Genomic DNA, 25892 nt, shown 5'->3' on the forward strand with positions numbered 1-25892 from the left:
GACGCCTGCTCGGCGGTTTTCGCCGACACGTCCTCGTCGATGCGCTCGTGAGACTTGGGTCGCCACTCGTCGAACTCGTAGTAGGCGTCGCCGTCGGCGCCGGTCTCCCGGAGCGCCAAGGCGATCCGCTCGCCGTGCTCGACGACGTCGCCCCAGTCTCCGCGCACCTTGAAGCCGGAGATGCTCTCTTCCATCAGTTACCCCCCGTACGGAACGAACGCGTATAAGTCTCCCCGAACTGACGTGAGTCGGTCGCTATTTCCCGTACGAGAGGCGGCGACCGAGCGCGTCGACGCGGTCTTTGAGGTCGCTGAGGAACCCCCCCGGCGACACCCGCCGAAACGTCGACTCGTCGACCTCGATCCGCCCGCCGGCGAACGGGTCGTGACTGGCGCGCTCGTCGGCGTTCTTGTCGCCGTGTACCGCGCCGACGACGGTCGACATCGAGCACCGACCGCACGCCTCCGCCCGGATCTCGCCGTCGGTCGCGTTCTCTTGGTCGGACATGCGTGTTCTCGTCCGAGCGTTGGCGTCCGATGCGCATAAATCCCGCTGCCGGCCCGCCGTGGCCGTCCACCGGCGAGAGGGAGGGTCACCGGTGTCCCGGAGCCGGCCCGACGCCCTTTTCACCCGCTCCGTGGAACGAGTTCACATGGGATACCGCGTCGTCGACATCGACTCCGTCGAACCGGAGCCCGACCGACCCTGCGAGTGCCGTAAGCTCTCCGACCCCGGCGGGCTCGACGCCGCGGCGATCAACCGCTTCCGCGCCGAGCCGGGCGAACAGCTCCCGCTCGCGTACCACTACCACGAGACACAACAGGAGGCGTTCTACGTCCTCGACGGGACCCTCTCGGTGGAGACGCCCGATGGCGTCTACGAGGTCCCGGCGGACGACCTGTTCGTCGTCGACCCCGAGAGTCCGCAGCGAGCGTACAACGCGGCCGACGCCGACGGGCCGGTGACCGTCCTGGCGATCGGCGCACCGCCCGCCGCAGACGACGCGGTCGCCTACGACCCGGGCGATGAGTGACGCGGCCGACGGCGAGGGCGACAGCGCGGGCGACGGCCGCCGCGACCCCGAAGAGCTGCCGGCCGAGATCCGTGAGAACGTCCCCGACTACGACGACGAGTACCTCGACCGCGTCTCCGACCGGCTCATGTACAGCTACGACCTCGACGCCGACGTCGTCGTCGACGGAGAGCGGTTCGATCTGTACGCGGAGATGCGGATGCGGAACCAGAAACAGTTCCTCCACCCGGCCCTGAGCTACGCGGACCACGACGTGATGGAGCACCTGTTCGCCCGGCGCGTCGCCGCTCCGACGGTCGCCGAGTTCGAGCGGCTCGTGGAGTTCGCCCACGGCGTCGCCGACGAGCGAGTCGACGGGAACGAACAGCACTACGGCACCGACGTCACGGTCGTGCTCGTCGCCGACCGGATCCCGGACGCGGTCGCCGAGTTCGTCGACGGGTTCCGCGACCGGACGCTGCTGAAGTTCGGCTACTACGGCCACTACGAGGTGAACCTCGTCGCCGTCGCGCCCGACGAGGAGCGGCTCGTCGCCAGCGAGGCCACGGGCAGCGCCGAGGCGCTCCGGTTGTGGGAGCCGGTCCGGAAGCCGGACGACGGGATCTTTTCGAAGTTCGCGAAACGATTCTGGCGCTGACCGGTTTACAAAACGGAGTTCGAAAAACGAACCGCACCGCGGAGCGGCGTCGCCGTCAGTCGTCGCTCGGCTCGACCGCGGGCGCCTCCCCCCGCCTCGCAGAGCGGAGGTTACCGACTCCGATCCGGACGAGCGACAGGGCGAGGTAAATCAGCGCGATGCCCAGGATCATCTGCGCCGCGGACGAGAGCTGCGGGATGAGCGCCTCGGCGCCGCCCTGGATCAGGTTGACGTAGAGGTTGTTGTACAGCGCGATCCACGCCAGTCCGAGGACGGTGATCGTGACCATGATCGCCATCGGCACGCCGGTGGAGACGAGCTGCTTGGACTCGTCCCAGTTGGCGAGCCAGACGGTGCCGGTGAGCAGCGCCAGCGCCGCGAGGAGCTGGTTCGCGCCGCCGAACAGCCCCCAGAGCGTCTGCCACTGGCCGGAGACGACGAGCAGGTACGCGATGCCGATCTGGATAACCGGGTTCGTGTACCGACCGCGGGCGACCGCACCGAGGCCGCCGGAGAGCCCGGAGACGGTCATCCCGTCGTCCATGCCGACGATCTCTTCCACCATGTACCGACCCAGACGCACGGCGGTGTCGGTGGACGTGAGCAGGAAGCTCACGAGCACGAGCGCCATGAACACGCTCCCGATGGTCTGGGGGATCCCGAAGCTCGTGAGGATGATCCCGCCGCCGGTCGCGAAGTTCGGCAGCGCGCCGCCGATGCCGCCGGCCGCGGCGTCACCGGCGAAGCCGGCGACCGCGAGCGTCGACAGCGCGAGCGCGCCGAGCAGCCCCTCGCCGAGCATCCCGCCGTAGCCGATCAGGCGGGCGTCGCTCTCCTTGTTGAGCTGCTTCGAGGTCGTCCCCGACGAGACGAGCGAGTGGAACCCGCTGATCGTCCCGCACGCGATGGTGATGAAGAGCAGCGGGAACAGCGGGAAGAGGCCCGCCGCCTCGATCCCCCAGAAGCCCTCGAACACGCCGATCGAGGAGTCGATCGTGAGCGGCTCCGCCGGGGTCGTGATGAGCGTTCCGGCGATGATCGCCAGCACGCCGCCGCCGACGCCGGCGTACAGCAGGAACGACGAGAGGTAGTCGCGCGGCTGGAGCAGCACCCACACCGGAAGCGCGCTCGCGATGCCGGCGTACACCATCACGATCGGAACCCACGCGGCGGCGTTACCGCCGATCTGTCCCGCGGCGGGTACCCAGCTCCCCGTGCTCCCGCTGAACAGCACGAACGTCCCCGCGGGGTGGCTCCCCTCGGCGAGCTCGAACAGCGCGAACGGGTACTGGATGCCGACCCAGACGCCGGCGAACACGCCGGCGACGAACAGGACCGTCCCCGGAATGAACGGCCCGTTGAGCTGGTAGAGGTACACGCCGAAAAGCAGCGCGAGCACCACGTACACGGTGCTGGCGGTCGTCACCTGCGGGAACGCGTTGAACACGACGCCGACGACGAACGCGAACACCGCGACGACGAGGATGATGGTGAGGAACGCGAACCACAACAGGAGGTTCTTCCCGCGTTCGCCCACGTACTGGCCCACGATGTACCCGATCGAGCGCCCCTCGTGGCGGATCGAGCTGGACAGCGAGATGAAGTCGTGGACCGCTCCCATCAGCGGGTTGCCGATCGCGATCCACAGCATCGCGGGGACCCACCCCCAGATGGCTCCCGCGGTGATCGGGCCGACGATCGGCGCGCCGCCCGCGATGCTCGAGAAGTGATGCCCCAGCAGTACCGGCTTCTTCGACGGTACGTACTCCTGTCCGTCCTCGTACTTGTGTGCCGGCGTCTCCCGCTCGTCGTCGAGTTCGACGAACCGCGAGAGGTAGCGCGAGTACCCCATGTATCCCACGGTGAACGTGGCGAGCACAGCGACGATGATCCATATTACGTTTGTCATAAGTTCCCCTGCCTCGTGAACTCGGTTCGGTAAGAACGTATTAAATATTGGCTTCGACCGTGATGGTTACGCGTCGGAGTCCGAAAAAATCGCCCGAAGGTGGCCGTGTCGAGGTTCGTTTCTCGGCACGAACAGTTGATTCCGCGTCTCGGAGCGCGTTCCTTACTCGCGCGCGCCCGCCGGCTGCCCCGTCTCGACGTCGAGCGCGGCCGCGACCTCAGAGAGCACGTCCCCGCGGACCTCCCGCGTTCGCGACTCGATCTCGGCGACCAACGGCGGCTCGAACTCCTCGCGGACCTGGTCGAGCCGCTCGCGCTCGGTCGCGACCTTCTCGCGGAGGTAGCTGGCGCCGCGCCCCTCCTCGTCGGCGTCCGGCGACGGAGTGAGCTTGTTGGCGACGAGCCCGCGGACGCGCAGGTCGCGCTCGGTGAACCCCTCGATCGCCCGGCCCGTCTCGTTGACGGACAGCTGGTCGGGGTTCAACACGAGGAAGAAGGCGGCGTCGCTCCGCATCGTGGCGCCGGCGAACTCGAAGAACTCCTTGCGGCGCTGGAGGCGCTCTAAGACGGGGTCGCCGTCCATCAGGCGCCGCGGCTCCATGTCGCCGATCGCGGCCTTCTCGAACAGGTCGATCGACTGCTTTCGCTTGTACAGCAGGCGGTCGATCCAGTCGCCGAGGAACTCCGGGAGCCCGAGGAGTCGCAGCGTCGAGCCGGTCGGTGCGGTGTCGAAGACGACGCGGTCGTACGCCTCGCTCTCCTCGCGCATCACGCCGACGAACGCGTCGAAGAGGGCGGCCTCGTACGCGCCCGGCGTCCCGTGTGACATCTCCAGCTGCCGGTTGATCTCCGAGACCATCGCCGCCGACACCTGCTCGGAGAGCCCCTCCCGGATCTCCTGGAGGTGCCGCTGCATCTCGTCTTCGGGGTCGATCTCCATCGCGTCGAGCCCCGCTACTCCGTCGACCGGTTCCGGATCGTCGCCGAACTGCTGGCCGAACACGTCCGACACCGAGTGCGCGGGGTCGGTGGAGACGACGAGCGTCCGCAGCCCGGCCTCCGCACAGCGATACGCGTACGCACACGAGACCGTGGTCTTGCCGACTCCGCCTTTTCCGCCGAAGAAGACGAACCGCTCCATCAAAAGTGGTACTGCTGACCCTTTCGTTCGATGAGGCTCTCGCGGTCCCACAGCCGCCGCTCCCACGCCTCGAACTCGTCTTCGAGGTACGGGAGCAGTTCGGCGGTGTAGTACGAGACCGGCGAGGGGATCCCGAACGCGTCCGGGAAGCACGCGAGCATGAACTCGTCTTCCGTGTCCTCGGCCTCCTTCTCGATCTTCTCGTAGGCCGGGTGCGTGATCATCCCGTGATACAGGCCGCGGAGCCACTCGTCGAGGGCCGCTCGGAACGCGTCGATCCGGTCTGCGACTGTCATTATCGGTCGTGACGGTCGGCGCTCGGTAAAAGCTGTCGCGGTCACGCGTCGGGTGCTCGTCAGCGGTTCGGTCGGAACGCGGTCGGGCGAAGCTCCGGTCAGGCCGAGTTCCCGTCTGCGGCCAGCTCGCCCTGCGCCTCGGTCGTCTCCTCCCCCTCGCCGAGCTCCGGCCGCTCGCCGTCGTCGGGGGTCGGCGTGTGCGCGTCCTCGCCGACCGCTCCCCAGACGAGGTACAGCATCGCGACGACCATCAGGACGGTCATCGCGATTGCCACCATGCTCACCGCCGACACGTACTCGAACATGGTCGGCGGTGCGGGGGCGCGACGTATCAACGTGTCGGCTTCCAACGCCCGCGTTGGCTTCCAACGCCTGCGTCGGCTTCCAACGCCCCGCGTCGGGCTCCACCAGCCGGCGGGAACGTGCCGACCGCCCGCGCGTCCGGGAACATCGATCGCGTCCGCCGCCGCGGAGTTGAAGGGCCCCGCCCACCGAGCCACTCGCATGGACGACCGGATCCCGGTGACCGTGCTCTCGGGGGGGCTCGGTGCGGGCAAGACGACGCTTTTGAACCACCTGCTGCGAAACGCCGGCGACCGCGACATCGCCGTCCTCGTCAACGACATGGGCGACGTCAACGTGGACGCGGCGCTGATCGCCGAGGGGTCGGAGGTCGACGTCGAGGGCGTCACCGAGCTGTCGAACGGCTGTATCTGTTGTGAGCTGCAGGACGACCTGGAGACCGCGGTGGTCCGGCTCGCGAACGAGCGCTCCTTCGACGCGCTCGTCGTCGAGTCGTCGGGCATCTCCGAGCCCGCCCCGGTCGCCCGGCTGTTCACGACCGAGTCGCGCGCGGCGGCCCGCTACCGGGTCGACGCGCTGGTGACCGTGATCGACACGCGACAGTTCCTTGACGCCTTCGGGGGCGACGCCGTCCCCGAGCGGCGCGTCGCCGCGGACGACGACGAGAACGCCCGTCCGCTCTCCGACCTCCTCGTTGAGCAGGTCGAGGTGTCGAACCTCGTGGTGTGTAACAAGGCCGACCTCTGTACCGACGAGGAGCTCGACGAGGCGGTCGAGCTGGTGGGCGCGCTCCAGCCCGACGCGGAGACGGTCGTCGCCGAGTTCTCCGCGGTCGATCCCGACCGAATCCTCGACGTCGGACTGTTCGACGCTGGCGAGCTCGGCGGCCGGCCGGGGTGGAAGCGGGCGCTGGCCGAGGGACGTGAGGACCACGAGCACGGGGGCGACGGGGACGGCCACGGCCACGGGGGAGACCACGGCCACGGCCACGACCACCGCCGTGAGGGGAACGGCGACCACGACCACCGCCACCCGGACGATGTGTACGGCGTCACCTCCTTCACCTACCGCCGCCGGCGACCGTTTCACCCGGACCGGATCGCCGCCGTCCTGCGCGACCTTCCCGCGGACGTCGTCCGCTCGAAGGGGACGCTGTGGGTCGCGGGCACCGACCAGCGCCAGCAGGTCGGGCAGGCCGGCGCGTCGGTGCGCGTCACGGCGCTCGGCCCGTGGATCGCGAGCCTCCCGACCGTGGAGCGCGACATGCTGCGCTCGAACCGACCGGCGCTCGACTGGGACGACGAGCACGGCGACCGCCTGACCGAGTACGTCGTCATCGGGGCGGGCATCGACGAGGCGGCGATCCGCGAGCGCCTCGACGACGCGCTCGTCGACGACGCGGAGTGGGCGGCCTTCGAGGACGACGCGAGCGCGACGACCGCGACGGACGGGGAGTTCCCGTTCCCGACCGACCAGGGCGGGGAGCTGGCGCTCCGCGAGCCCTGAGACGAGGGTCGGTGCCGTGAGGACGCGGAGGCGCTCTCAGCAGGCGCAGCCGTCCCGCTCGCGCGCTCGAACCGCATCGACTCGCCGCAGTCGGGACACGCGGGCGTCCCGTCGTCGTCGCGGTCGAGCCCCTCCGCGCCGACCTCGACGTCCCGGACCCGGACGCCGCAGTCGTCACACCCTCCGAGCCGTCGTCGCCGGCGTTTCCGGGCGCGCGCTGCGTCGACCCCTCCAGCACGCTCGTTACCGTGTCGAATATCCCCATAGAGACTCCCCCGAGGGAGGCCATGTTACGCTCCCGCTGTTGTGTGAACTGTACGCACAGCAGCGGAGACCACTCCGTCCGGTCGCCCGAGCCCGAGCCGCGTTCCGGTGGTCGTCCTGGAGACGGGCGCTCGCCGCTGACGAACAGAACCAACCAGATGAGAGACCAAATATATTCGGTGTAAGAACCTTGTATCTTCACGTTCAACTCGGCTCGTTGGAAGAGTACCGAAGGTTTTGTTGTGTAACTGTCATGAACATCCAAGAAAACGGAGACGGGAAACTTCCCGTGTACAAAGTCGATTTGGACGAGGCCACCGACCAATCGGCGAGTTATATCGTGGTCAGTAGTATTGCCGACCTGACAGACCGAGATGCAGCCGAGCTCGAACCGCTCTGGGACAGCGTGGATCCGGAGGGGATAGACTCGTTCGTGACCCACGCGAGCGAGTCGTCGACTCCGTATCGGCTCGCCTTCGAGTATCAGGGCTACACGGTCGAGATCGAGGATCGCTGGCTTCGGTTTTTCGAGAGCGAAGAGGTACGCCCCTCTGCGAGTGCGTAGCCTCGGGCCCGTACCGCTCTCTGATGGCTAGCCCGACGTTGCAGGCTGCGGGTCGTCCGATGGTCTCGGCCAATCGGTCGTACGTTCACCGTCAGTGTGTTCTGGCGTCTGTATATCTCCCGATTTCATCGCGGTTGGCGTTTGCCCCCGAACTGAGAGCGGCTGATCGGCACTATCGGTCTACCGGCATATCGAGCGAGGAATCGGCAGCAAGGATCGTAGAGAGGGTCTGCTGTACCTGCGCTGATTGCTCGATCGGTTCCACGAGCTGGCGTTCTGTGTCATAGTGTACGTACCCTTCTTCGACCAGCTTCGGGAGGTGGACATGGGATAACGAGATGCGAGTCTTCGTGATAACGTCCTCAGACGCCTCTGTCGGGTGCGTATGATGGTTGTACCGGAGGACGGCCCGCGTGAGGTCGCTGAGCGTCACCGGCCGCTGTTCTTCTGCGAGCACCCCGAGGACGATCCGACGGTGCTGATGTTGACACAGGTCGAGTACCGAGTCGAAGTCGGTTGGCGTCGAACTCATGTCCTAATGCGGACGGCCCACCGGAATCAAAATGCCATTTTCAGACACAAACCGTTTTTACGCACCCACTCAGAAGTCGACCCGCAGGGCGGAGAGCGTGCTCCCCAGGACGTGCTTGATCCCTCCTTGGAGACGGGAGCCGACGGCCTGCTGTGAAATGCCGAGTTCCTCGCCGAGCGCTTCCAACGTTACTTCCTGCGGAGACTCGAAGTATCCGCGCTCGTAGGCGAGTACCAGTGCCTCTTGTTGGGTGTCAGTGAGGCCGGTTTCGGCCGTCGTCCCAGTCGGCGCGAGCGCGTACAACTGTGTCAACGTGATCGGGATGCCTAGCTCTCGACAGCGTTCGTGGAAGAGTGAGATGTCATTTCGATTATCACCGCGGATCTTGAACGTCCACTGTTGTTTCGTCCCGGTGCCCTCGATCAGGGGTACCCCGGTCTCCGCCAGTACAGTTAGCACGTCGTCGTAGTCCAGCGCCCACTCGAGGCGTAACAGGTACTCGTCAGCGACAGAGTCAACGAGCCGGATGTCCTTCACGCCCGGGTGCTCGGTGAACGCGCTCTCGATATCGTCGACTTCGGTACCACGCACCCAGAAGTAGGGGATGAGCACGTCCCGTGCGGGAATGAGTCGCTCCAGTTCGACCGTCACGTCGGGGAGTTGTTCGAACACGGTCCCCAGGGGGAACTCGTCCGCAGGAACCGTGAACGTCGCCTCAGTAGCCATAGACCAATATGTTGGATTCATAACTGTAAAAGGCTTTAGCCGAACGACCAGCCGGTCTCGTGACGCTGTCACTGTATCGAGCGATCGGGAGCGGGGGGAATCGTCAACTGCGTATGGTTGTAACGGAACCGACTGATCAGGCTGCGGACTCGTTCAGACGTCGTTTGGAGGGATACCGTCGCTCGCGTACTGACTCCCCGCCGTATTCGGCGCGCGATTCGCAGTCGTAGTGAACGCTTCAGAGCTCGATACCGGACTGAGGGCGGATCAGAGCAGCGGGAGGGTGAGGGCGACGATCAGGACGCCGAGACCCATCCCGGCGTACAGCAGCCGCTCGACTCGCGGTCCGGGCGGCAGCGGGCCGGCGTCGAGCGGCGGGGCGCACCGCACGAGCTGTTGGTAGGCGATCGCGGTCGCGACCGCGAAGGCCGTCGACGACACCGCCAGCGACGTCGCGAGCGTGAGACCGTACGAGAGGCCGTAGATCGGGCCGAACGAGAGCGCGAACGCGAACGCGAGCCCGGCGGTGACGAGGAACGGCACCGGGTCCACCCGAGACCCGTGACGGTTGTGAACGTGGACCTCGACGGGCATGCGCGACGTACGGGCCCCACGGACAAGAGCTAAGTGGCGGTCACTCCGGGTTCCCGTATGAGCGAGGAGCCGAAGGGGATCCGCGAGGGCGTCGAGAGCTCGAAGGGCGACCCGCGGCTGATCCTGCTGTTGAACGCGGTCCTCTCCGCGTGGTTCGCGTGGACCGTCGTCTGGGGGCTCGACCTGCTCGGCGTGGCCGCGCTCACCCCCGCGAACGTCGGCGCGCTCGCGCTGATCCTCTTCGGGGTGACGTACGCCGCGGTGTTGCGGTGAGTCGGTCCCACCGGCGGAGACCGCCGGTGGACGGGGTTCGCCACGTTTTAAGCCGAACGCGGTCCCTCTCCCGACAATGACGATCGAAGACCGCGACGACGCGTACCTCATCACGCACGCGCTGGCGAAGGACACCCTCTCGCGGCTCCGTGACGTCGAGACCGAACAGGTCGCGTTCCGGAAGGGGCTCGTGAAGCTCGGCCGCATCTGCGGCTACGAGATCATCGACGGCGCGATGGAGACGGAGTACGTCCCGGTGACGACCCCCCTCCAGGAGACGACCGGCGAGCGCGTGAAGGGGCTCGACGACGTGGTGATCATCAACGTGTTGCGGGCCGCGACCCCGTTCGTCGAGGGGCTCCTGAAGGCGTTCCCGCGCGCGAAGCAGGGCGTCATCTCCGCCGGCCGCGACGAGGAGGCCGGGATGACCGACGGTGAGTTCCCGATCTCCATCGACTACGTGAAGCTGCCCGAGATTGGTCCCGACGACACCGTTATCGTCGCCGACCCGATGCTCGCGACCGGCTCGACGATGTGTGCGGTGCTCGACCACGTCCTCGACGACGCCGAGGACTTCGAGGACCTGTTCGTCCTCTCGGCGGTCTCCGCGCCCGACGGCCTCGTCCGCGTGCGCGAGGAGGTCCCCGAGGCGGACCTGCTGACGGTCGCCATCGACGACCACCTCGACGGCGACGGGTTCATCGTGCCGGGGCTCGGCGACGCGGGTGACCGCGCGTTCCGAACGGTCTGACGCCGTACCCGCCGGCGCTCTCCCCGCCGTCGACGTACTTTTAAGAGGGACCCCCGCCACCGATCGGTATGAGCGACGCGCCGACGACCGAGCCCTGCGACGGCTGCGGCGAGCCCACGACGGACGCGCTCTCGCGGACGCTCCGGCTGAGCGTCGACCGGGCGAACATCGACACGCAGCGGCTCTGTCCCGACTGCTTCGCCGACTGGATCCAGCGCTATCAGGACCGGCTCGGCTCCGGCCGCGACGGGTCGGACGAGGACTCCGAAATCATCGTCGACTGACCGGACGGCTCTCCTTCCCCACCCTCTGACCGGCGATGTCCGCTTCGACCGCCCGGCTTAAGCCGCGCCGGCACGGACGGCGACGTAATGGACCTCGCCATCGACGCCCTGGCCCCGACGGCGCCCGACTGCGCAGCCGACGGGGCGTGGCTCGCCTGCATCGAGTGCGACGAGACGTTCGCGCCCTTCGAGGACGTCCGGTACACCTGCGACGAGTGCGATGGCCTGTTGGAGGTGCGCTACGCCGACCCGCCGACGTTCGAGAAGTTCGGGTCGGGCGCGTCCTCGGAGGGCCCCGACCGCGGCGTCTGGCGCTACCGGGAGGCGCTCCCCTTCGATCTGGGGGTCACGCTCCCCGAGGGGGACACCCCGCTCCACCGCGTCCCGCGGATCGAGGAGGCGGTCGGGGTCGACGCGCTCCGGATCAAACACGAGGGGATGAACCCCACCGGCTCGTTCAAGGACCGCGGGATGACCGTCGGCGTCCGGGTCGCGAAGGAGCTCGGCGTCGGCGCGCTCGCGTGCGCCTCCACCGGGAACACCTCGGCCGCGCTCGCCGCCTACGGCGGGCGCGGCGACATGGAGACGCTCGTGCTCCTCCCCGCGGGGAAGGTCGCCGCCGGGAAGGTCGCGCAGGCGAGCCTCCACGGCGCCCGCATCCTGGAGGTCGACGGCAACTTCGACGCCTGCCTCGACATCGTCCAGGAGCTCGCCGCCCGCGGCGAGGCGTACCTGCTCAACTCCCTGAACCCGTTCCGCCTGGAGGGTCAGAAGACGATCGGCTTCGAGATATTGGAGGAGTTCCGCGACGACTACGGGGCCTTCCCGGACCGGATCGTCCTCCCCGTCGGCAACGCGGGCAACACCGCTGCTCTTTATAAAGCGTTCCGCGAGCTCGTCCAGTCGGGCGCGCTCGACGTCGACGAGGTCCCCAAACTGACGGGCGTGCAGGCCGAGGGCGCCGCGCCGATGGTCGAGGCGATCGAAGAGGGGAACGACGAGGTCCGCCGGTGGGAGGAGGTCGAGACGCGCGCGACCGCGATCCGCATCGGCAACCCGGTCAACGCGCCGAAGGCGATACCCGGAATTCGCAACACGGGCGGCACCGCCGTCGCCGTGAGCGATTCGGAGATCACCGAGGCGCAGCGCGACCTCGCCGAGGAGGGCGTCGGCGTCGAGCCCGCCTCCGCGGCGAGCCTCGCCGGCCTGCGGAAGCTGCGCCGTCGGGGCGTCGTCGAGGACGACGAGCAGGTGGTCTGCCTGACGACGGGCCACCTCCTGAAGGACCCCGACGCCGCCTACGAGGCCGGCGGCGACCCCGAACCCGTCCCGAACGACGTCGAGGCGGTCGTCGAGCACCTGCGCGACTGATCGGCCGGCGTCCAGCGAACCGCCGGCTCGCTATTCCCAGTTGTACAGCGCGTCCTGGAACACCTCCTCGACGTCCGCCTTCGTCACGGGTCGCGGGTTACACCGGAGCAGTCGCTGCTGGCTCTCGACGGTGCGTTCGGCGAGCACGCCGACGTCGTCGACGGTGATCCCTGCCAGCTCGTTGAGTCCGCTCGGCAGCACGTTGAGATCCCGCTGAAGCCGTACGAACGCCTCGCGGGCCTCGTCGGCGGCGTCGCGGGTACTCATCCCCGACGTGTCGGCGCCGAGCATCTCCGCCACCCTCGCGAACCGCGGCGGGTCGCTGGCGACGTTGTAGCCGAGGGTGCTCGCGGGCGTGAGCGCCGCGATCGTCTCACCGTGGTACGTGTGATAGTTGTTGCCGACGGGGTACGCCATCGCGTGCGCGAGGCTCGCTCCCGCGGTGAGACCGGCGATGGCGCCGAACAGCGCGCCCTTCAACATCGCTCCGCGGGCCTCGATGTCGTCGCCGTTGTTGACCACGCGGCGCACGTTCGACGAGAGGAGATCGATCGCCTTCTCGCTGAACATCTCCGTGAATCCGGTTCGACCCGCGTACACCGGTCGATCGGCCGGGTCCTCCGGCCGGAGCAGATCGTCGTAGCGGTGGGTGGTGTATCCCTCGATCGCGTGGCCCAGCGCGTCCATCGCGGTCTTCGCCGTGAGATCCGGCGGCAGCGTCGTGGTGAGCCGCGGGTCGAGCACCGCGGCGTCCGCCCGGACGTGCGTGCTGGAGATCCCCTCCTTGATGTCCTTCTCTGTCACAGAGAGGATCGCCACGGGCGAGATCTCCGAGCCCGTTCCCGCGGTCGTCGGCAACAGAATCAGCGGGGGACCCGATTCAGTGAGGTCCTCGCCCGCGCCGGTCGGCGCGGCCACGTAGTCGAGCACGTCGCCGCCGTTGGCGACGATCGCCCGCGCCGCCTTCGCGGTGTCCATACAGCTGCCGCCGCCCAGTCCGAGGTAGAAGTCGTACCCGTCCGCACCCATCTCATCACGGACGAACCCGATGCACTCCTCGACGGCCGCGATGCTCGGCTCGCGTTCGACGTCGTCGTACACGTCGACGTCGAACCCGTCGGCCTCCAACCCGTCGGCGACGCGGTCGACGTGACCCAGCGAGACGAGGTCCCCGTCGGTGACGATCAGTCCGCGACCGTCGCCGTCGAGCCCGAGCTGACCGAGTTGATAGCCGAGCTCGTCGGCCGCGCCGGCGCCGACCCGGATCGCGGGCATCCGGACCTCCCAGACGGTTTCCGGCGAGAGCTCGTGGGGGTCCGCCGAGACGGAGCGCTGGTAGCTCACACTCCCCACCCCGGCTGGATCGCCGCGAACTGCTCGGGGTCGTGACCGAAGACGATTTCGGCGTCGTGACGGCGCTCCAGCTCGCGGATGCGGTTCATGCTCTCGGCCCACTCCGTCTTTCCCCACACGAGCGGGCCGCCGAGCGGGACACCGTTCTCGTAGTTCTCGGTCATGTAGGCCTGATCGCCGGTGAAGACGACCGTGCCGTCGCCGTCGAGGTGGATCACGGAACCCGTGAGTCCGGGCGTGTGTCCGGGGAACCGCACGAACTCCAGGTCGGCGAAGTGCTCCTCTCGGTCGCGGTGGAGCACCCGCCAGTTGAGGTCGTGATCGAAGTCGTCGAGCACGTAGGCGGCGCTCCCCTCGTCGGTCTTCGCGCTGTAGTACGCGAACTTCAGCTCCTCCTCGTGGACGAACACGGGGGTGTCGGTACCCGCGAAGAACTCCAGCCCGCCCGCGTGATCGAGGTGGAGGTGGCTCTGGAACACCACGTCGATGTCGTCGAGCGAGTACCCCGCCGCCTCCAGGTCGTCGTCGAGGCGGTGCTCGCTGGCGTCGTGAGGGTAGAACGCCTGCGTGAGCCCCTCCGGCCAGTGGCCGTCGGCGGCGTCGTGATGGGAGCCCGTGTCCCAGAGGATCGTCGCCTCCGGGTGATCGATGACGAGGTTCCACACTGGGATCTCGTCGTACTCGGTGTCGGGATTCGGCTCGTCGTGGCTCCCGATGGTGTTCGCCTCCATCATGTAGTTCATGTCGCAGTACAGCCCGCCGCGGTCGAGGACGTGGACGTCGGCGTCTACCATGTCATTGAATGATTATCATGTTCGTTCATAAGTATATCTCCGGGGCGTCGACGCGTTCAGTTCAACTCATCTCAGCGCAGTTCAGCACAGCTCGTCTCGTCCCGTAGCGCCACGGCTCGGAACGGTCGCGGAGCGCACGACATCACGGCGGCCGGTCCCTGGCGGTCTACTCCGCCTGTCGCTCGTCGGCGTCGTCCAGCGTGATCTCGGTGACCTCGACGATCCGGCCGTCGGCCAGCAGCGCCTCGATCGCGGCGTCCGGGACGTCCTGGTCGAGGTTGTAGACGGTGAGCGCCTCGCCGCCCTGCGTCTCGCGGGCGTTGTACATCCCGGCGATGTTCACGTCGTGGTCGCCGAGGACGGTCCCGATGAGCCCGATGACGCCCGGCTCGTCGGTGTTGCGCGCGACCAGCATGTGGCCGTACGGGACCGCGTCGACGCGGAACCCGTCGATCCGGACGATGCGCGGGTCCTCGCCCGCGAAGAGCGTGCCCTCGACCGCGATCGAGTCCTCGCCGTTGTGGACGGTGACGCGCACCAGGCTCTGGAAGTCCTCGGTCTGGCGCGTCTTCGACTCGGTCACCTCGATGCCGCGCTCCTCCGCGAGCCGCGGCGCGTTCACGGCGTTCACCTGCCACTCCAGCGGCTCGAACACGCCCTTCAGGGCGCTCGCGGTGACGAGCTCGACGTCCTCCGCGGCGATGTCGCCCTCGTAGGTCGTCTCGACGCCCGTGATCCGTCCGTCGAGCAGCTGCGCGGCGACCTTGCCGGCGGTCTCCGCGACGGCGATGTACGGCTTGATCCGCGGGAACGCGGTCTCGTCGACGGAGGGGGCGTTGAGCGCGGTGAGCACCGGCTCGTCGTCGAACGCGGCGATCACGGCCTCCGCGGTGTCGACGGCGACGTTCTCCTGGGCCGCCTCCGTCGAGGCGCCGAGGTGCGGGGTGAGGACGATCTCCTCGACGTCGAGCAGGGGCGAGTCCTGCGAGAGGGGCTCCTCGGCGAACGAGTCGAGCGCGGCGCCCGCGAGGACGCCGTCGCCGACGGCCTCGGCGAGCGCGTCCTCGTCGACGATACCGCCGCGGGCGCAGTTGATGAGGTAGCCGCCCTCCAGCTGGGCCAGCTCGTCCTCGCCGATCATCCCCTCGGTCTCGGGGAGGAGGGGCGTGTGGATCGTCGCGAAGTCGCCGCGTCCGAGCGCCTCGTGGAGGTCCTCCACCAGCTCGGCGCCGAGCCGCTCGGCGCGCTCCTCGGAGATGTACGGGTCGTAGACGACCAGGTCCATCCCGAGCGAGTCGAGCCGCTTCGCGACCTCCTGGCCGACGCGGCCGAGCCCGACGATGGTGAGCGTCTTGTTGTTGACCTCGGTGCCGAGGAACTCGCCTTTGGCCCACTCACCGCCGAGGAGGCGGCCGTGCGCCTGCGGGATCGAGCGCGCGACGGCGAACGTCATCGCGACCGTGTGCTCGGCGGCGGCCCGGACGTTCCCCTCCGGGGCGTTGGCGACGATGACCCCGTGGTCGGTGGCGGCCTCGATGTCGATGTTGTCGACGCCGATCCCGGCGCGACCGACGATGACGAGCTCCGGCGCGGCCTCGAAGACCGCTTCGGTTACCTCGGTCCCGGAGCGAACGATGAGCGCGTTGGCGTCGCTCACGGCGTCGAGGAGCGCCTCGCCCTCGACCTCGTAGTCGGTCTCGACCTCGTGGCCGGCGTCTCGGAGTCGATCCAACCCCGCGTCCGCGATGGGGTCGGTCACGAGTACCTTCATGTCCGGATCCACCTGCGGCGGGGGGTTAACGCTTTCCTCATCGCGCCGTTTTGCCGCGCAAACGGATCCGAGTCTATGGGTATCTACCCCTTCGTTTCGACTGGAGAATACGTATTCATGTATAGACCTCGGTTCGGGGTTGGTTCTCACTCCTCGTCTCCCTAGTCACTCCCAAGATCGAACCGGATCGAACCGCCCCGCTCGCGATTTCCCCTCACTCGCGATCGCTCTCCGGCCGCAACCACACCCTGCCCGCAACTGTACCCCATCCGCGACCGCACGGCACCGCTCTGCACCTCGCGCCTCCCCAGCCTCGGCGGTCGGGTCGGCGCGGGCGGAGCCGCGCCGACCCACCGCCTCCCTCGCGCCGGCGGTGAGCGCCCGCCTCGGTCGGGCGCTCACCGGGACGCGCCGGTACTCCCATTTATATTCGCCCGCTTGGCTCGGTATGGACATCACGATCGCGTTCGCGGGCGTGGCCGCCATCCTCGTGTTGACCGGGATCAGCGCCTTCTTCTCCAGCTCCGAGCTCGCCGTCTTCTCGGTCGCGAGCCACCGGGTCGACTCGCTCGTCGCCGCCGACGTGCCCGGCGCGCGGGCGCTCTCGGCGCTGCGGGCGGACTCGCACCGCTTCCTCGTCACGGCCCTCGTGAGCAACAACGTCGCCAACATCGCGGCCGCCTCGGTCGCGACCGCCGTGTTCGTCCGGTTCGGGTTCTCCGGGGGCGAGGCGGCCACGGGCTCGACGCTGGTCACCTCCGTGTTCGTCATCGTCTTCGGAGAGATCGCGCCGAAGTCGTACGCGGTGGCGAACGCCGAGAAGCACGCGCTCCGCGTCTCTCGACCTGTCGTGGCAATCCAGCGCGTCATCCGGCCCGTGCTGTACGTGTTCGAGGCGCTCTCCGGCGTCGTCAACCGGTTCACGGGCGGCGAGTCCGACATCGAGTCGTACCTCACCCGCGAGGAGATCGAGACGCTCGTGCTCTCGGGGCAGGCCGCGGGCGCGATCGACCCCGAGGAGGGGGCGATGATCCGCGGCGTCCTCGACCTGGAGTCGACCCGCGTCTCCGCGGTGATGGTCCCGCGCACCGACATGGTAGCGCTCCCGGACACCGCGACGCCGGCGGACGTGCTCTCGACCGCCGGCCGAGAGGGCGTCACCCGGATGCCGATCTACGGCGAGAACCGCGACGACGTGGTCGGGATCGTGGACGTCCGCGACGCTATCGGCGCCCACGAGCGGGGCGAGCCGCTCTCGAGCGCCCTCCGCGATCCGACGTTCGTTCCCGAGACCCAGCCCGTCGACGAGCTGTTCGCCGAGCTGCGGTCGTCGGGGCGGCGGCTGGCGATCGTCGTCGACGAGTTCGGCGCGGTCGTGGGAATCGTCACGCTGGCGGACGTCGTCGAGGAGATCGTCGGCGAACTCGTCGGCCGGTGGGAGACGAACCACGTCGACGTGGTGGCGCCCGACGCCGCGGTGGTGCGGGGGTGGACCACCGTCGCGCACCTCAACGAGACGCTCGGACTCGACCTCCCCGTCGACGGCGGCGTCGAGACGGTCGCGGGGCTGATCACCCAGCGCGTCGGCCGGATCGCGACCGAGGGCGACCGCGTCGCGATCGGCGGCGTGACGCTCACCGTCACCGGCGCGACCCCGACGCGGGTGACCCGGATCCGCGTCGAACACCCCGGCGTGGACGGTGACGCCGCCGGGTCGCCGACCGCGGCCGCCGCGGACGCGAACGGAGGCGCAGACGACGAGGAGCACGACGAGGCCGAGGGGGAGCGTGAGCGCGGGCGGAGCGAGTGAGCGCGGGCGGAGCGAGTGAGCCCGGGCTGCGGATGGCGATCGAGCGGTCCGCAGCTATCCGAGCGAGAACGAGGCGACCGTCTCGTACTCGGGGCCTTCGCTCGTCAGCGTCGACGACACGAGCCGGACCGCGTCGACGGTGAATCGGCCGATCTCGGGGTGTCGCTCGCGGACGACCTCGCGCACGAGCTCCTTTCCGCGGGCGTCGCGCATCCGGGCGAGCGTCACGTGCGGGGTGAACGCGTGCTCGTCGGGGTCGACCCCGAGCGCCGTCGTCTCCCCCTCCAGCGCCTCGTGGAGGGCGGTCAGTTCCGGGGCTCCGTCGTCGACCCCCGCCCAGACGACGGAGACGTAGTCGAGGCTCGGGAAGACGCCGAGCCCGCCGACGGAGCACTCGAACGGACCCGTCTCGGCGGCCGCGACCGCGCGCTCGCCGGCCGCGATCACCTCGTCGAGGGACGGGGACCCGGGCTCGTCGACGTCGCCGAGGAATTTCAGGGTCACGTGCGCCTGCGCGGGGTCGACGAACCGAAGCCCCTCGACGCCCTCGAACAGCGCCTGTACGTCCGCCAACTCGGCGGCGATATATGCGGGGAGGTCGACGGCGAAGAACGCGCGCATGGACGGGTGCGTGGTTGGCTCGGTATCACCGATAAACTACCCCTGCCTCGCCGTCTCGCTCAGCGCTCGCGGATCCGCATCGGCACCGGGTGGTCCGGGTGCATCGTCAGCGACCCCCGCAGCGAGAGGTCGGGCCCCTCGTAGTCGAGCCGGTACCGCGAGCAGACCGCCGCGAGGATCAGCTTCGCCTCCAGCAGCGAGAACGCCTTCCCGATGCAGTGGCGCGGGCCGCCGCCGAACGGGAAGTACGCGAACCGCGGACGCCCGCGCCGACGGTCCGGTTTCCACCGGTCGGGGTCGAACGTCTCGGGGTCGTCGTACCACCGCGGTGACCGGTGGATCACCCACTGCGACAGCATCAGTGCGGAGCCGTCGGGGATCCGGTATCCCCCCAGTTTCACGTCGAGCTTCGGCTCGCGGAACAGGGCGTAAACGGGCGGGTACAGCCGCATGGACTCGGTGAGCACGCGCTCGGTGTACCGCATCTCGCGGGCGTCGGCCGCGGTCGGGGGGTCGTCCGCTGTGCGACCGCCACCGGTCGCCGCATCGGCCTCCTCCTCCACGCGCGCTCGGGCCTCCGGGTGCCTCGAGAGCAGGTAGAACGCGTACGTCAGCGCGAGCGCGGTCGTGTCGTGGCCGGCCAGGAGCATCGTCACCAGCTCGTCGCGGAGGTTCTGATCGGTCTGCTCGCCCCGGTCGCGAGCGCGAAGCAGGACCGACAGGAGGTCCATCGGCAGGGCGCCGTCGCCGTCCCCGGCGGGGCCGCGCACCGCGACGCCCTCGGGGCCGGCCGGGTCGACGCCGGGGTCGCGCTCGGTTCCCCGTCGGCGCTCGACGATCCCGTCGATCACGGACTCGAGGGTGTCGATCGCGGCGTCGAACTCGCGGTTCTCCCGGGTCGGCACCCAGTTCGGGATCAGGAAGCGGCGCGGGTCGGGCTCGAACCGGGCGCCGAGCGGCTCCAGCTTCTCTTGAACCGTCTTCACCTCCGCGTCGGTTATGTCGGCGCCGAACATCGCCGAGACGATGATCTTGACCGTGAGCCGAGCGATCTCCAGCTGGACGTCGACGACCTCGCCGTCGGCCCAGTCCGCGATCTGCGACTCCGTGTGCTCGACCATCGTCCCCGCGAGCGCCCCGATCCGGCGGTTGTGGAAGGAGGGGTTCGCCAGCTTCCGCTGGCGCTGCCACGTGTCGCCTTCGCTCATGAGGAGGCCGTTCCCGAGCAAGGCGTCCATCGCGTCGTCGCCGAACTGCGGCTTCCGGTACCGGTCGGCGTCGGCGACGAGGACGCGCTCGACGTCCGCGGGGTTCGTGAGCAGGTACGTCTCGCGCGGGCCGAGGTCGAAGCGGACGACGTCGCCGTAGCTGTCGGCGCACGCGAGCAGGAACGAGAACGGGTCGGCCGCGTACCGGCGACCGCTGCCGAAGAGGGGATCGCCGATGGGTCCGGGCGGCGTGGCGGACATACGAGAACGAAGGACTCGGCGGGGTTAAACGTTCGGCGGCGGAGAGAACGAGGGAGCCGGCGGCGCCGAAAGCGCGCTCGCTACCGACGTCGAGAGCGCGCTCGCTACCGGGCGTCCAGCCGCTCGACGCGAGTGATCAGCTCGTCGACGGCGGCCTCCTGATCGTCGGTCGCCTGGACGATGCGGTCGGTCGCGTCCTCGGTGCGGTCGGAGCGCTCGCGGACCGCCTCCAGCGAGGAGGTGAGCTCCTCGACCGTCGCGGCCTGGTCGTCGGTCGTCCGGGCGACCTCGGCGACGCCGGCGGCGGCCTCGTCGACGGCGTCGGCGATCTCCTCGAGGGAGTCGAGCACCGTCTCGATCTCCGTGCCGGCGTCCTCGATGCGGTCGTGCGAGCGCTCGACGGCGGTGCTCGTCTCGTCCGACTGCGCCTGCAGCTCGGCCAGGCTCTCCGTGATCTCCTCGGTGTAGCCGCGGGTCTCGTCGGCGAGCTTCTTCACCTCCTCGGCGACGACCGCGAACCCGTCGCCGCCGTCGCCGGCGCGGGCGGCCTCGATGTTGGCGTTGAGCGCGAGCAGGTTCGTCTGCTCGGCCACGTCGGAGATCACCTCGATCACCTCCTCGATGTCGTCCATGCGCTCGGAGAGCGCGCCGACGCTCTCGACGAGCTCGTCGCCGATCTCGACGACGTCCTCGGTCGCCTCGCGGGCGTCCTCGCTGGCGTCGAGCCCCTCGTCGGCGGCCTCGCTGGCCGCGACCGCGGCGGAGTCGACCTGGTCCGCGGTGGCGGCGACCTCCTCCATCCCGGCCGAGAACGACTGCATCTCGGAGACGCTCTCCTCCAACAGCTCGTTCTGCTCGTCGACGTTCTCGGCGATGTCGGCGGCCGCGGCGCTCGCGTCCCCGACGGTCGCGTCGAGGTCGCGCGCCTTCGAGTGGACGCTCTCCGAGAGGTCGCGGAGGTTCTCCGCCATCTCGTTGACAACGGCGACGACGCGGACCAGCTCGTCGTCGAGGTGCTCGAAGGAGTCGCGGTGACCGGCGCGGGCGTCGAGGTCTCCCTCGCCGATCGCCTCCGCGGCCTCCCTGATCTCGGCGACAAGCTCTCCGGTGGCGTCCCGCTCGTTGACGTTCTCGGTCCGGTCGATCACGACCTCGGTGACGCCGATGACGTCGTCGTCCTCGTAGAGGGGCGCCGCCGTGAACTCGATGTGCTTTTCCTCGCCGTGGCGGTCCACCATCGTGCTGGTGTCGCGGTAGCGGTTCCGGGCCGAGTCGCAGCGCTCGACGCCGTACACCTCGTCGGCGTTCTCCGGCGCGTCGAGCACCTTGTCGGCCAGCGTGTCCGCTCGGCGGCCGTCTGGGTAGAACAGCTCCGAGACGTGGCTGGAGCCGATCGCGTCCTCGCGCTCGCTCCCGGTGAGCGAGACGATGGACTCGTTCCACTCCGCGACGTTGCCGTCGGCGTCCAGGATGAACGTCGGGACGCTCGTGGCGTCGAACACCTGCTCGAAGCCCGCCCTCGCCAGCGTCTTGGCGCGGTCGACGCCGACCTCGTCGGTCACCGTGTGCGCTTCCTCCTCCGCTCCGGCCGGCCGCTCGGTCGCGCCAGCCGCGCTCGATCCGGCGCCCGGATCGTCGACGACGACGCCGCCGTCCGGGACCGACCGCGAGTCCCGCCCTCGCCCGAGCACGCGTTGGAAGAGCCCGCTGATCCCCGTCATGTCTACGTGACCGTCTCCGAACCGCCATCATAAACGGTCCGTCCTGGTATTCATATTTGATAACTCCGTGAGGCGTCGGGCGGCAGTGGCCTGCGGTCACCGAGACGGCGGCCCCCGGCGCCCGCAGCGTTCAAACGCGTCCGGCGGCTACCGGAGGGCGATGGACGCCGACGCCGTGCGCGAGCGGGCCGCGGACCTCCCGACCGAGCCCGGCGTGTACCAGTTCCGGGCGGGTGAGACGACGCTGTACGTCGGGAAGGCGGTCGACCTCCGCGCCCGGGTGCGCTCGTACGCGGACCCGCGCTCGGGGCGGATCCGCGGGATGGTCGGGCGGGCGGACCGGATCGAGTTTGCGGTGACCGACACGGAGACGCAGGCCCTGCTCTTGGAGGCGAACCTCATCAAGCGGCTCCAGCCGCGGTACAACGTCCGGCTGAAAGACGACAAGTCGTACCCGCTCATCGCGCTCACCGACCACCCGGTGCCGCGGATCGAGGTGACTCGCGACCCCGAGGAGGGAGCGGTCGCGTACGGGCCGTTCACGAACGTGGGTCGCGTCGAGACCGTGGTGAAGGCGATCCGCGACGAGTACCGGCTCCGCGGCTGCTCGGACCACAAGTACGCGAACCGGGATCGGCCGTGTCTCGACTACGAGATGGGGATCTGCTCGGCCCCGTGTACCGCCGAGATCGACCCCGAGAGCTACGCCGAGGACGTGGCCGCGACGCGGCGGTTCCTGGAGGGCGAGACGGGCGTCCTCGCCGATCCCCTGCGACGACGGATGGAGGCCGCGGCCGAGCGCGCCGAGTTCGAGCGGGCCGCCAACCTACGGGACCGACTGGAGGCCGTGGAGGCGTTCCACGGCGAGGGCGGCGAGGCGGTCAGCGACCGGTCCGACGACCGCACCGTCGACGTGCTCGCGGCCGCCGTCGAGGGCGACGACGCCCGCGTGGCCCGGCTCCACAGCGAGCGCGGCCAGCTCGTCGACCGCAGTCGACACCGGCTGAACGCGGCGGTGATGGACGGCGACGAGGGAGCGGAAGCGGCCGCCGTCGGCGACGAGGGAGCGGAAGCGGCCGCCGTCGGCGACGCGGAGGGGAGCGGTGGCGCCGACCCCGGCGCCAACACGCCCGCCGCGGTGTTGTCCGCGTTCCTCACGCAGTACTACGCCGAGCGCGAGTTCCCGGACGCGGTGCTGCTCGCGGAGCGCCCGTCGGACCCGGACGTGGTCGACTGGCTGGAGGCGGAGGGGGTCGCGGTACGGGTTCCCGGGGCGGGCCGAGAGGCGAAGCTCGTCGAGCTCGCCCTCAAGAACGCCCGCAAGCGCGACGGCCGCGACGACCCCGTCGGCGCGCTCGGCGACCGGCTCGGGATCGATCGCCCCGTCCGGATAGAGGGGTTCGACGTGAGCCACGCGCAGGGGACCGCGGTGGTCGGCTCGAACGTCTGTTTCGTCGACGGGAGCGCCGAGACCGCGGACTACCGCCGGAAGAAGCTCACCGACCGCAACGACGACTACGCGAACATGCGCGAGCTGATCCGGTGGCGCGCCGAGCGCGCCGTCGAGGGCCGGGACGACCGCCCCGACCCCGACCTGCTGCTCATCGACGGGGGCGAGGGACAGCTCGAGGCCGCCCGCGACGCGCTCGCGGAGACCGGCTGGGACGTGCCCGCCGTCGCGCTCGCGAAGGCCGAGGAGCTGGTGGTGACGTCGACCGGGACGCGCAGGTGGCCCGACGACGACCCCGAGCTCCACCTGCTCCAGCGGGTGCGCGACGAGGCGCACCGCTTCGCGGTGTCGTACCACCAGACCGTCCGCGACGAGGTCAAGACGGTCCTCGACGACGTGCCGGGCGTCGGCCCCGAGACCCGTCGCCGGCTGCTCCGCCGGTTCGGCTCCGTCGAGAGCGTGCGCGAGGCCTCCGCCGCCGACCTCACCGACGTCGACGGCGTCGGCGACGCGACGGCCCGGACGCTCAGGGAGCGGTTATAGCTCGAGCGTCGCGACGACCTCGCGAAACTCGGGGTCGTACACCTCGAGCGCGTGGACCCGCCACCGGATCGGGTCGAACGCGGCGGCGACGAGGTCGGCCACGACGCCCGGTTCTGGGCTCCCGCCGCGCGCCACGGTGACGTGCGGGACGTACGCGTCGCCCTCGATCCCCTCGATCGCGCCGTAGGCGGCGCACAGCCGGCGGTGGAGCCGGACGAGCCCGTCGCTCTCGACGGCGAGGTACACCACCGGCCGCGAGCCGGCGGCCGGCGCGTCGAAGACGTCGACGCCGGTCACCGCGACCTCGAACGGGTCGGTCCGGGCGAGCCGCGGGCGGAGATCCTCGCGCAGCGTCGCGAGGGCCTCCGATCTCGAGGACGTCGCTTCGTCGGAGACGTCCGCCTCCCCGAACCGCTTACAGACGAGGGTGTGCCGGTCGCGCACCCGATCGAACCCCGAGAGTTTCGGGTGGAGATCGGCCGCGACGTCGCCTATCGCGGGCGGGATCGGAACGTTCAGGCTGAACACGCCTCAGATCCGATCGGTGAGCCGTAAGGCGATCAGGGCGACAATCGCGACGACGATCAGCGTCGGGAGGGCGTCCACCAGCGCGAACGTGAGATCCAGTACCGTGCCGATGATCTCCAGGAGAAGCCACGCGATAGCGAGCCCGAGGATGACCTTCAGGAGGTCGTCGACGTCCACGTCCGCCCGGTTCGCGTCTGTCCGGTCCATGTGGGAGTCGACGGCCCCGGCGGGCAAAAAGGCCACCGGGACCGACGTACCGAACCGAGAACCACGCGCCGAACCGGGGCCGACATCCCGAGCGCGACCACGCGGTTAAAAACCCTGCCGGGCCGAACGTGGCGTATGAGCCTCATCGCGTTCGACTTCGACGGTACGCTCTCCGACTCCGAGATGACGGTCCTGCTCGCCGAGCGGGCGGGCGTCGCCGACGAGGTGGCCGAGATCACGGAGCGGGCGATGAACGACGAACTCAGCTACGCCGAGAGCCTGTACCAGCGGGCGGAGCTGCTCGGCGGTCTCGAGGAGGACGCGGTCGCGGCCGCGTTCGACGAGGTGACGCTCCGCCCGGGCGCCGCCCGGCTGATCGAGCGCCTCCAGGCCGACGGCCACCACGTGGCGGTACTCACGGGCGGGTTCGAGCGCGGGGTCGAGCGCGCGCTCGCGAAGGAGGGCGTCGCGGCCGACACGGTCGTCGCCAACCGCCTGCCGACCGCCGGCGGGACGCTCACCGGCGAGGCGGAGGGGCCGCTCATCGAAGGGACGAAAGACGACGCGCTAGCGGCGCTCGCGGACGACCTCGGCGTCGAGATGGCCTCGACGGTCGCGGTCGGCGACGGCGCGAACGACCTCCCGATGCTGGAGGTGGCCGGGCTCGCGGTCGGCTTCGTGCCGAAGGACGCGGTCCGGCCAGTGTGCGACGCCGTCGTCGCCTCCATGTTCCGGCTCGGGAAGGTGCTCGAAAGCTACGGGATCCTGTCGACGGCGGACTGACCCGGGACGCGAACGAGCCCAACGCGCGTCGAACCGAGTCCGATACCGCACCCCTCTTGGCCCGGGAAAGTGTACTCCCGGAAGATGGACGAGATCGCGATCCGCGACCCCCGACCGGAGGACGCCGAGCCGCTGGAGGAGCTCATCACGTCGCACTTCAGCGAGGGGAGCACGTACGGCGTCGACCTCGGACTGGACGACCCGACGTACCACGTGCTGGTCGCGGTGGAGGCCGGGAGCGACGACGCGATCCTCGGCGTCATGGCGCTCCGCGAGTTCGCGGACCCGGCCGCCGTCGCCGACGAGATGTACTTCTTCGACGACCCCGACCTGCTTCCCGCCGCGGAGCGGTACGGTCACCTGGAGATGGGGTACGTCCGTGACGGCGCCACGGGCCGCGGAATCGGGAGTCGACTCCTCGAACGGCTCCACGGCATCGGCGCGGCGCGCGGCGTCGACCTGTTCGTCGCGGACTCGTGGTACCACGGCGGCGACGACTCCCCGGAGAAGCTGTTCGACGGGCACGGGTACGAGACGGTCCACCGCGAGCCGCTCGACCGGTCCGCCGCCGAGTGCCCGAAGTGTGCCGACGAGTGCACCTGCGAGGGGGCGCTCGCGGTGCGACGGGTCGCGGACGAGCCCTAGCGGCGACGGCGGT

The 25892-nt window shown here is 69.5% G+C and carries 29 protein-coding genes and 1 pseudogene; 12 read left to right on the top strand and 18 right to left on the bottom strand.

Annotated elements, in window-relative coordinates; genetic code table 11:
- Both U4E84_RS04750 and U4E84_RS04755 read right to left on the bottom strand, forming a co-directional pair.
- Positions 1-194: DUF5828 family protein (locus U4E84_RS04750; RefSeq protein WP_322530949.1), on the bottom strand; the 194-nt coding region annotated here is incomplete at its 3' end.
- A 61-nt stretch (positions 195-255) separates the two neighbouring features.
- Positions 256-507, bottom strand: coding sequence for a hypothetical protein (locus U4E84_RS04755; RefSeq protein WP_322530950.1), 252 nt, complete (start codon positions 505-507; stop codon positions 256-258).
- A gap of 145 nt (positions 508-652) precedes the next feature.
- On the opposite strand from U4E84_RS04755, the gene U4E84_RS04760 reads away from it, so the two are divergent.
- A complete protein-coding gene (locus tag U4E84_RS04760; RefSeq protein ID WP_322530951.1) occupies positions 653-1033 on the top strand; it encodes a cupin domain-containing protein in 381 nt (126 codons plus the stop codon).
- On the top strand, positions 1026-1670 hold the full coding sequence (locus U4E84_RS04765) for a hypothetical protein (RefSeq protein WP_322530952.1): 645 nt from the start codon (positions 1026-1028) through the stop codon (positions 1668-1670). Before U4E84_RS04760 ends, U4E84_RS04765 begins: the two co-directional genes overlap by 8 nt.
- Positions 1671-1725: 55 nt before the next feature.
- Here the strand turns inward: U4E84_RS04765 and U4E84_RS04770 are convergent, their stop codons facing one another.
- The 4 genes from U4E84_RS04770 to U4E84_RS04785 form a co-directional block, all read right to left on the bottom strand.
- Positions 1726-3579: a carbon starvation CstA family protein gene (locus tag U4E84_RS04770; RefSeq protein ID WP_322530953.1), complete on the bottom strand. Its 1854-nt coding sequence runs from the start codon at positions 3577-3579 to the stop codon at positions 1726-1728.
- A gap of 162 nt (positions 3580-3741) precedes the next feature.
- The gene (locus U4E84_RS04775) at positions 3742-4719 is read right to left on the bottom strand and encodes a TRC40/GET3/ArsA family transport-energizing ATPase (protein WP_322530954.1); all 978 of its coding nucleotides are present in this window, start codon (positions 4717-4719) and stop codon (positions 3742-3744) included.
- Entirely contained in the window at positions 4719-5015 is a 297-nt protein-coding gene (locus U4E84_RS04780) for a hypothetical protein (RefSeq protein WP_322530955.1), read from the bottom strand. Before U4E84_RS04780 ends, U4E84_RS04775 begins: the two co-directional genes overlap by 1 nt.
- Positions 5016-5113: 98 nt before the next feature.
- Complete coding sequence (locus U4E84_RS04785; protein ID WP_322530956.1) at positions 5114-5320, bottom strand: hypothetical protein; 207 nt, start codon at positions 5318-5320, stop codon at positions 5114-5116.
- Between the two features lie 199 nt (positions 5321-5519).
- Here U4E84_RS04785 and U4E84_RS04790 point away from each other — a divergent pair, with 199 nt between their 5' ends.
- Complete coding sequence (locus tag U4E84_RS04790) at positions 5520-6824, top strand: GTP-binding protein (RefSeq protein ID WP_322530957.1); 1305 nt, start codon at positions 5520-5522, stop codon at positions 6822-6824.
- A gap of 36 nt (positions 6825-6860) precedes the next feature.
- Here the strand turns inward: U4E84_RS04790 and U4E84_RS18975 are convergent.
- A pseudogene (locus tag U4E84_RS18975) lies at positions 6861-7089 on the bottom strand (hypothetical protein).
- A gap of 252 nt (positions 7090-7341) precedes the next feature.
- Here U4E84_RS18975 and U4E84_RS04795 point away from each other — a divergent pair.
- Positions 7342-7653: a HalOD1 output domain-containing protein gene (locus U4E84_RS04795; RefSeq protein ID WP_322530958.1), complete on the top strand. Its 312-nt coding sequence runs from the start codon at positions 7342-7344 to the stop codon at positions 7651-7653.
- A gap of 172 nt (positions 7654-7825) precedes the next feature.
- Here U4E84_RS04795 and U4E84_RS04800 read toward each other — a convergent pair whose 3' ends face one another.
- The 3 genes from U4E84_RS04800 to U4E84_RS04810 form a co-directional block, all read right to left on the bottom strand.
- Positions 7826-8185: a hypothetical protein gene (locus U4E84_RS04800; protein ID WP_322530959.1), complete on the bottom strand. Its 360-nt coding sequence runs from the start codon at positions 8183-8185 to the stop codon at positions 7826-7828.
- A gap of 69 nt (positions 8186-8254) precedes the next feature.
- On the bottom strand, positions 8255-8911 hold the full coding sequence (locus U4E84_RS04805) for a bacterio-opsin activator domain-containing protein (RefSeq protein ID WP_322530960.1): 657 nt from the start codon (positions 8909-8911) through the stop codon (positions 8255-8257).
- Positions 8912-9178: 267 nt separating this feature from the next.
- Positions 9179-9505: a hypothetical protein gene (locus tag U4E84_RS04810; RefSeq protein WP_322530961.1), complete on the bottom strand. Its 327-nt coding sequence runs from the start codon at positions 9503-9505 to the stop codon at positions 9179-9181.
- A 57-nt stretch (positions 9506-9562) separates the two neighbouring features.
- Here U4E84_RS04810 and U4E84_RS04815 point away from each other — a divergent pair, with 57 nt between their 5' ends.
- From U4E84_RS04815 to thrC, 4 genes are all read left to right on the top strand, one after another.
- Positions 9563-9778: a hypothetical protein gene (locus U4E84_RS04815; protein WP_322530962.1), complete on the top strand. Its 216-nt coding sequence runs from the start codon at positions 9563-9565 to the stop codon at positions 9776-9778.
- 76 nt (positions 9779-9854) lie between these two features.
- Entirely contained in the window at positions 9855-10529 is a 675-nt protein-coding gene (upp, locus tag U4E84_RS04820; RefSeq protein ID WP_322530963.1) for a uracil phosphoribosyltransferase, read from the top strand.
- 68 nt (positions 10530-10597) lie between these two features.
- Positions 10598-10813, top strand: coding sequence for a hypothetical protein (locus tag U4E84_RS04825; RefSeq protein WP_322530964.1), 216 nt, complete (start codon positions 10598-10600; stop codon positions 10811-10813).
- Positions 10814-10900: 87 nt separating this feature from the next.
- Entirely contained in the window at positions 10901-12184 is a 1284-nt protein-coding gene (gene thrC / locus U4E84_RS04830) for a threonine synthase (protein ID WP_322530965.1), read from the top strand.
- 30 nt (positions 12185-12214) lie between these two features.
- Here thrC and U4E84_RS04835 read toward each other — a convergent pair whose 3' ends face one another.
- The 3 genes from U4E84_RS04835 to serA form a co-directional block, all read right to left on the bottom strand.
- On the bottom strand, positions 12215-13528 hold the full coding sequence (locus tag U4E84_RS04835; RefSeq protein WP_322530966.1) for a hydroxyacid-oxoacid transhydrogenase: 1314 nt from the start codon (positions 13526-13528) through the stop codon (positions 12215-12217).
- The gene (locus U4E84_RS04840; protein ID WP_322530967.1) at positions 13525-14331 is read right to left on the bottom strand and encodes an N-acyl homoserine lactonase family protein; all 807 of its coding nucleotides are present in this window, start codon (positions 14329-14331) and stop codon (positions 13525-13527) included. The genes U4E84_RS04835 and U4E84_RS04840 overlap by 4 nt, the downstream gene beginning before the upstream one ends.
- A 166-nt stretch (positions 14332-14497) precedes the next feature.
- The gene (serA, locus tag U4E84_RS04845; protein ID WP_322530968.1) at positions 14498-16102 is read right to left on the bottom strand and encodes a phosphoglycerate dehydrogenase; all 1605 of its coding nucleotides are present in this window, start codon (positions 16100-16102) and stop codon (positions 14498-14500) included.
- A 448-nt stretch (positions 16103-16550) separates the two neighbouring features.
- Here serA and U4E84_RS04850 point away from each other — a divergent pair, with 448 nt between their 5' ends.
- Positions 16551-17912 carry a hemolysin family protein gene (locus U4E84_RS04850; protein WP_322530969.1) on the top strand — a complete coding sequence of 454 codons (1362 nt, stop codon included), beginning with the start codon at positions 16551-16553 and terminating at the stop codon, positions 17910-17912.
- A 54-nt stretch (positions 17913-17966) separates the two neighbouring features.
- On the opposite strand, the gene thpR is transcribed toward U4E84_RS04850, so the two are convergent.
- The 3 genes from thpR to U4E84_RS04865 all read right to left on the bottom strand — a co-directional run bounded on the left by thpR (position 17967) and on the right by U4E84_RS04865 (position 21723).
- Positions 17967-18533: an RNA 2',3'-cyclic phosphodiesterase gene (gene thpR, locus U4E84_RS04855; protein ID WP_322530970.1), complete on the bottom strand. Its 567-nt coding sequence runs from the start codon at positions 18531-18533 to the stop codon at positions 17967-17969.
- Positions 18534-18592: 59 nt separating this feature from the next.
- Entirely contained in the window at positions 18593-20002 is a 1410-nt protein-coding gene (locus tag U4E84_RS04860; RefSeq protein WP_322530971.1) for a cytochrome P450, read from the bottom strand.
- A 104-nt stretch (positions 20003-20106) separates the two neighbouring features.
- Entirely contained in the window at positions 20107-21723 is a 1617-nt protein-coding gene (locus U4E84_RS04865; protein WP_322530972.1) for a methyl-accepting chemotaxis protein, read from the bottom strand.
- Between the two features lie 160 nt (positions 21724-21883).
- Between U4E84_RS04865 and U4E84_RS04870 the strand changes: the two genes are divergently transcribed.
- Positions 21884-23716, top strand: coding sequence for an excinuclease ABC subunit C (locus U4E84_RS04870; protein WP_322530973.1), 1833 nt, complete (start codon positions 21884-21886; stop codon positions 23714-23716).
- On the opposite strand, the gene U4E84_RS04875 is transcribed toward U4E84_RS04870, so the two are convergent.
- Positions 23711-24244 (bottom strand): 2'-5' RNA ligase family protein, encoded by a 534-nt coding sequence (locus U4E84_RS04875; RefSeq protein ID WP_322530974.1) that lies wholly within the window; start codon positions 24242-24244, stop codon positions 23711-23713. The genes U4E84_RS04870 and U4E84_RS04875 overlap by 6 nt on opposite strands.
- A 3-nt stretch (positions 24245-24247) precedes the next feature.
- Positions 24248-24451, bottom strand: coding sequence for a hypothetical protein (locus U4E84_RS04880; RefSeq protein ID WP_322530975.1), 204 nt, complete (start codon positions 24449-24451; stop codon positions 24248-24250).
- Between the two features lie 135 nt (positions 24452-24586).
- Between U4E84_RS04880 and serB the strand changes: the two genes are divergently transcribed.
- A complete protein-coding gene (gene serB, locus U4E84_RS04885; protein ID WP_322530976.1) occupies positions 24587-25234 on the top strand; it encodes a phosphoserine phosphatase SerB in 648 nt (215 codons plus the stop codon).
- Between the two features lie 84 nt (positions 25235-25318).
- Entirely contained in the window at positions 25319-25879 is a 561-nt protein-coding gene (locus tag U4E84_RS04890; RefSeq protein ID WP_322530977.1) for a GNAT family N-acetyltransferase, read from the top strand.
- The last annotated feature ends 13 nt before the right edge of the window (positions 25880-25892 follow it).

This window comes from Halorubrum sp. AD140 (genome assembly GCF_034497445.1).
Lineage (GTDB): Archaea > Halobacteriota > Halobacteria > Halobacteriales > Haloferacaceae > Halorubrum.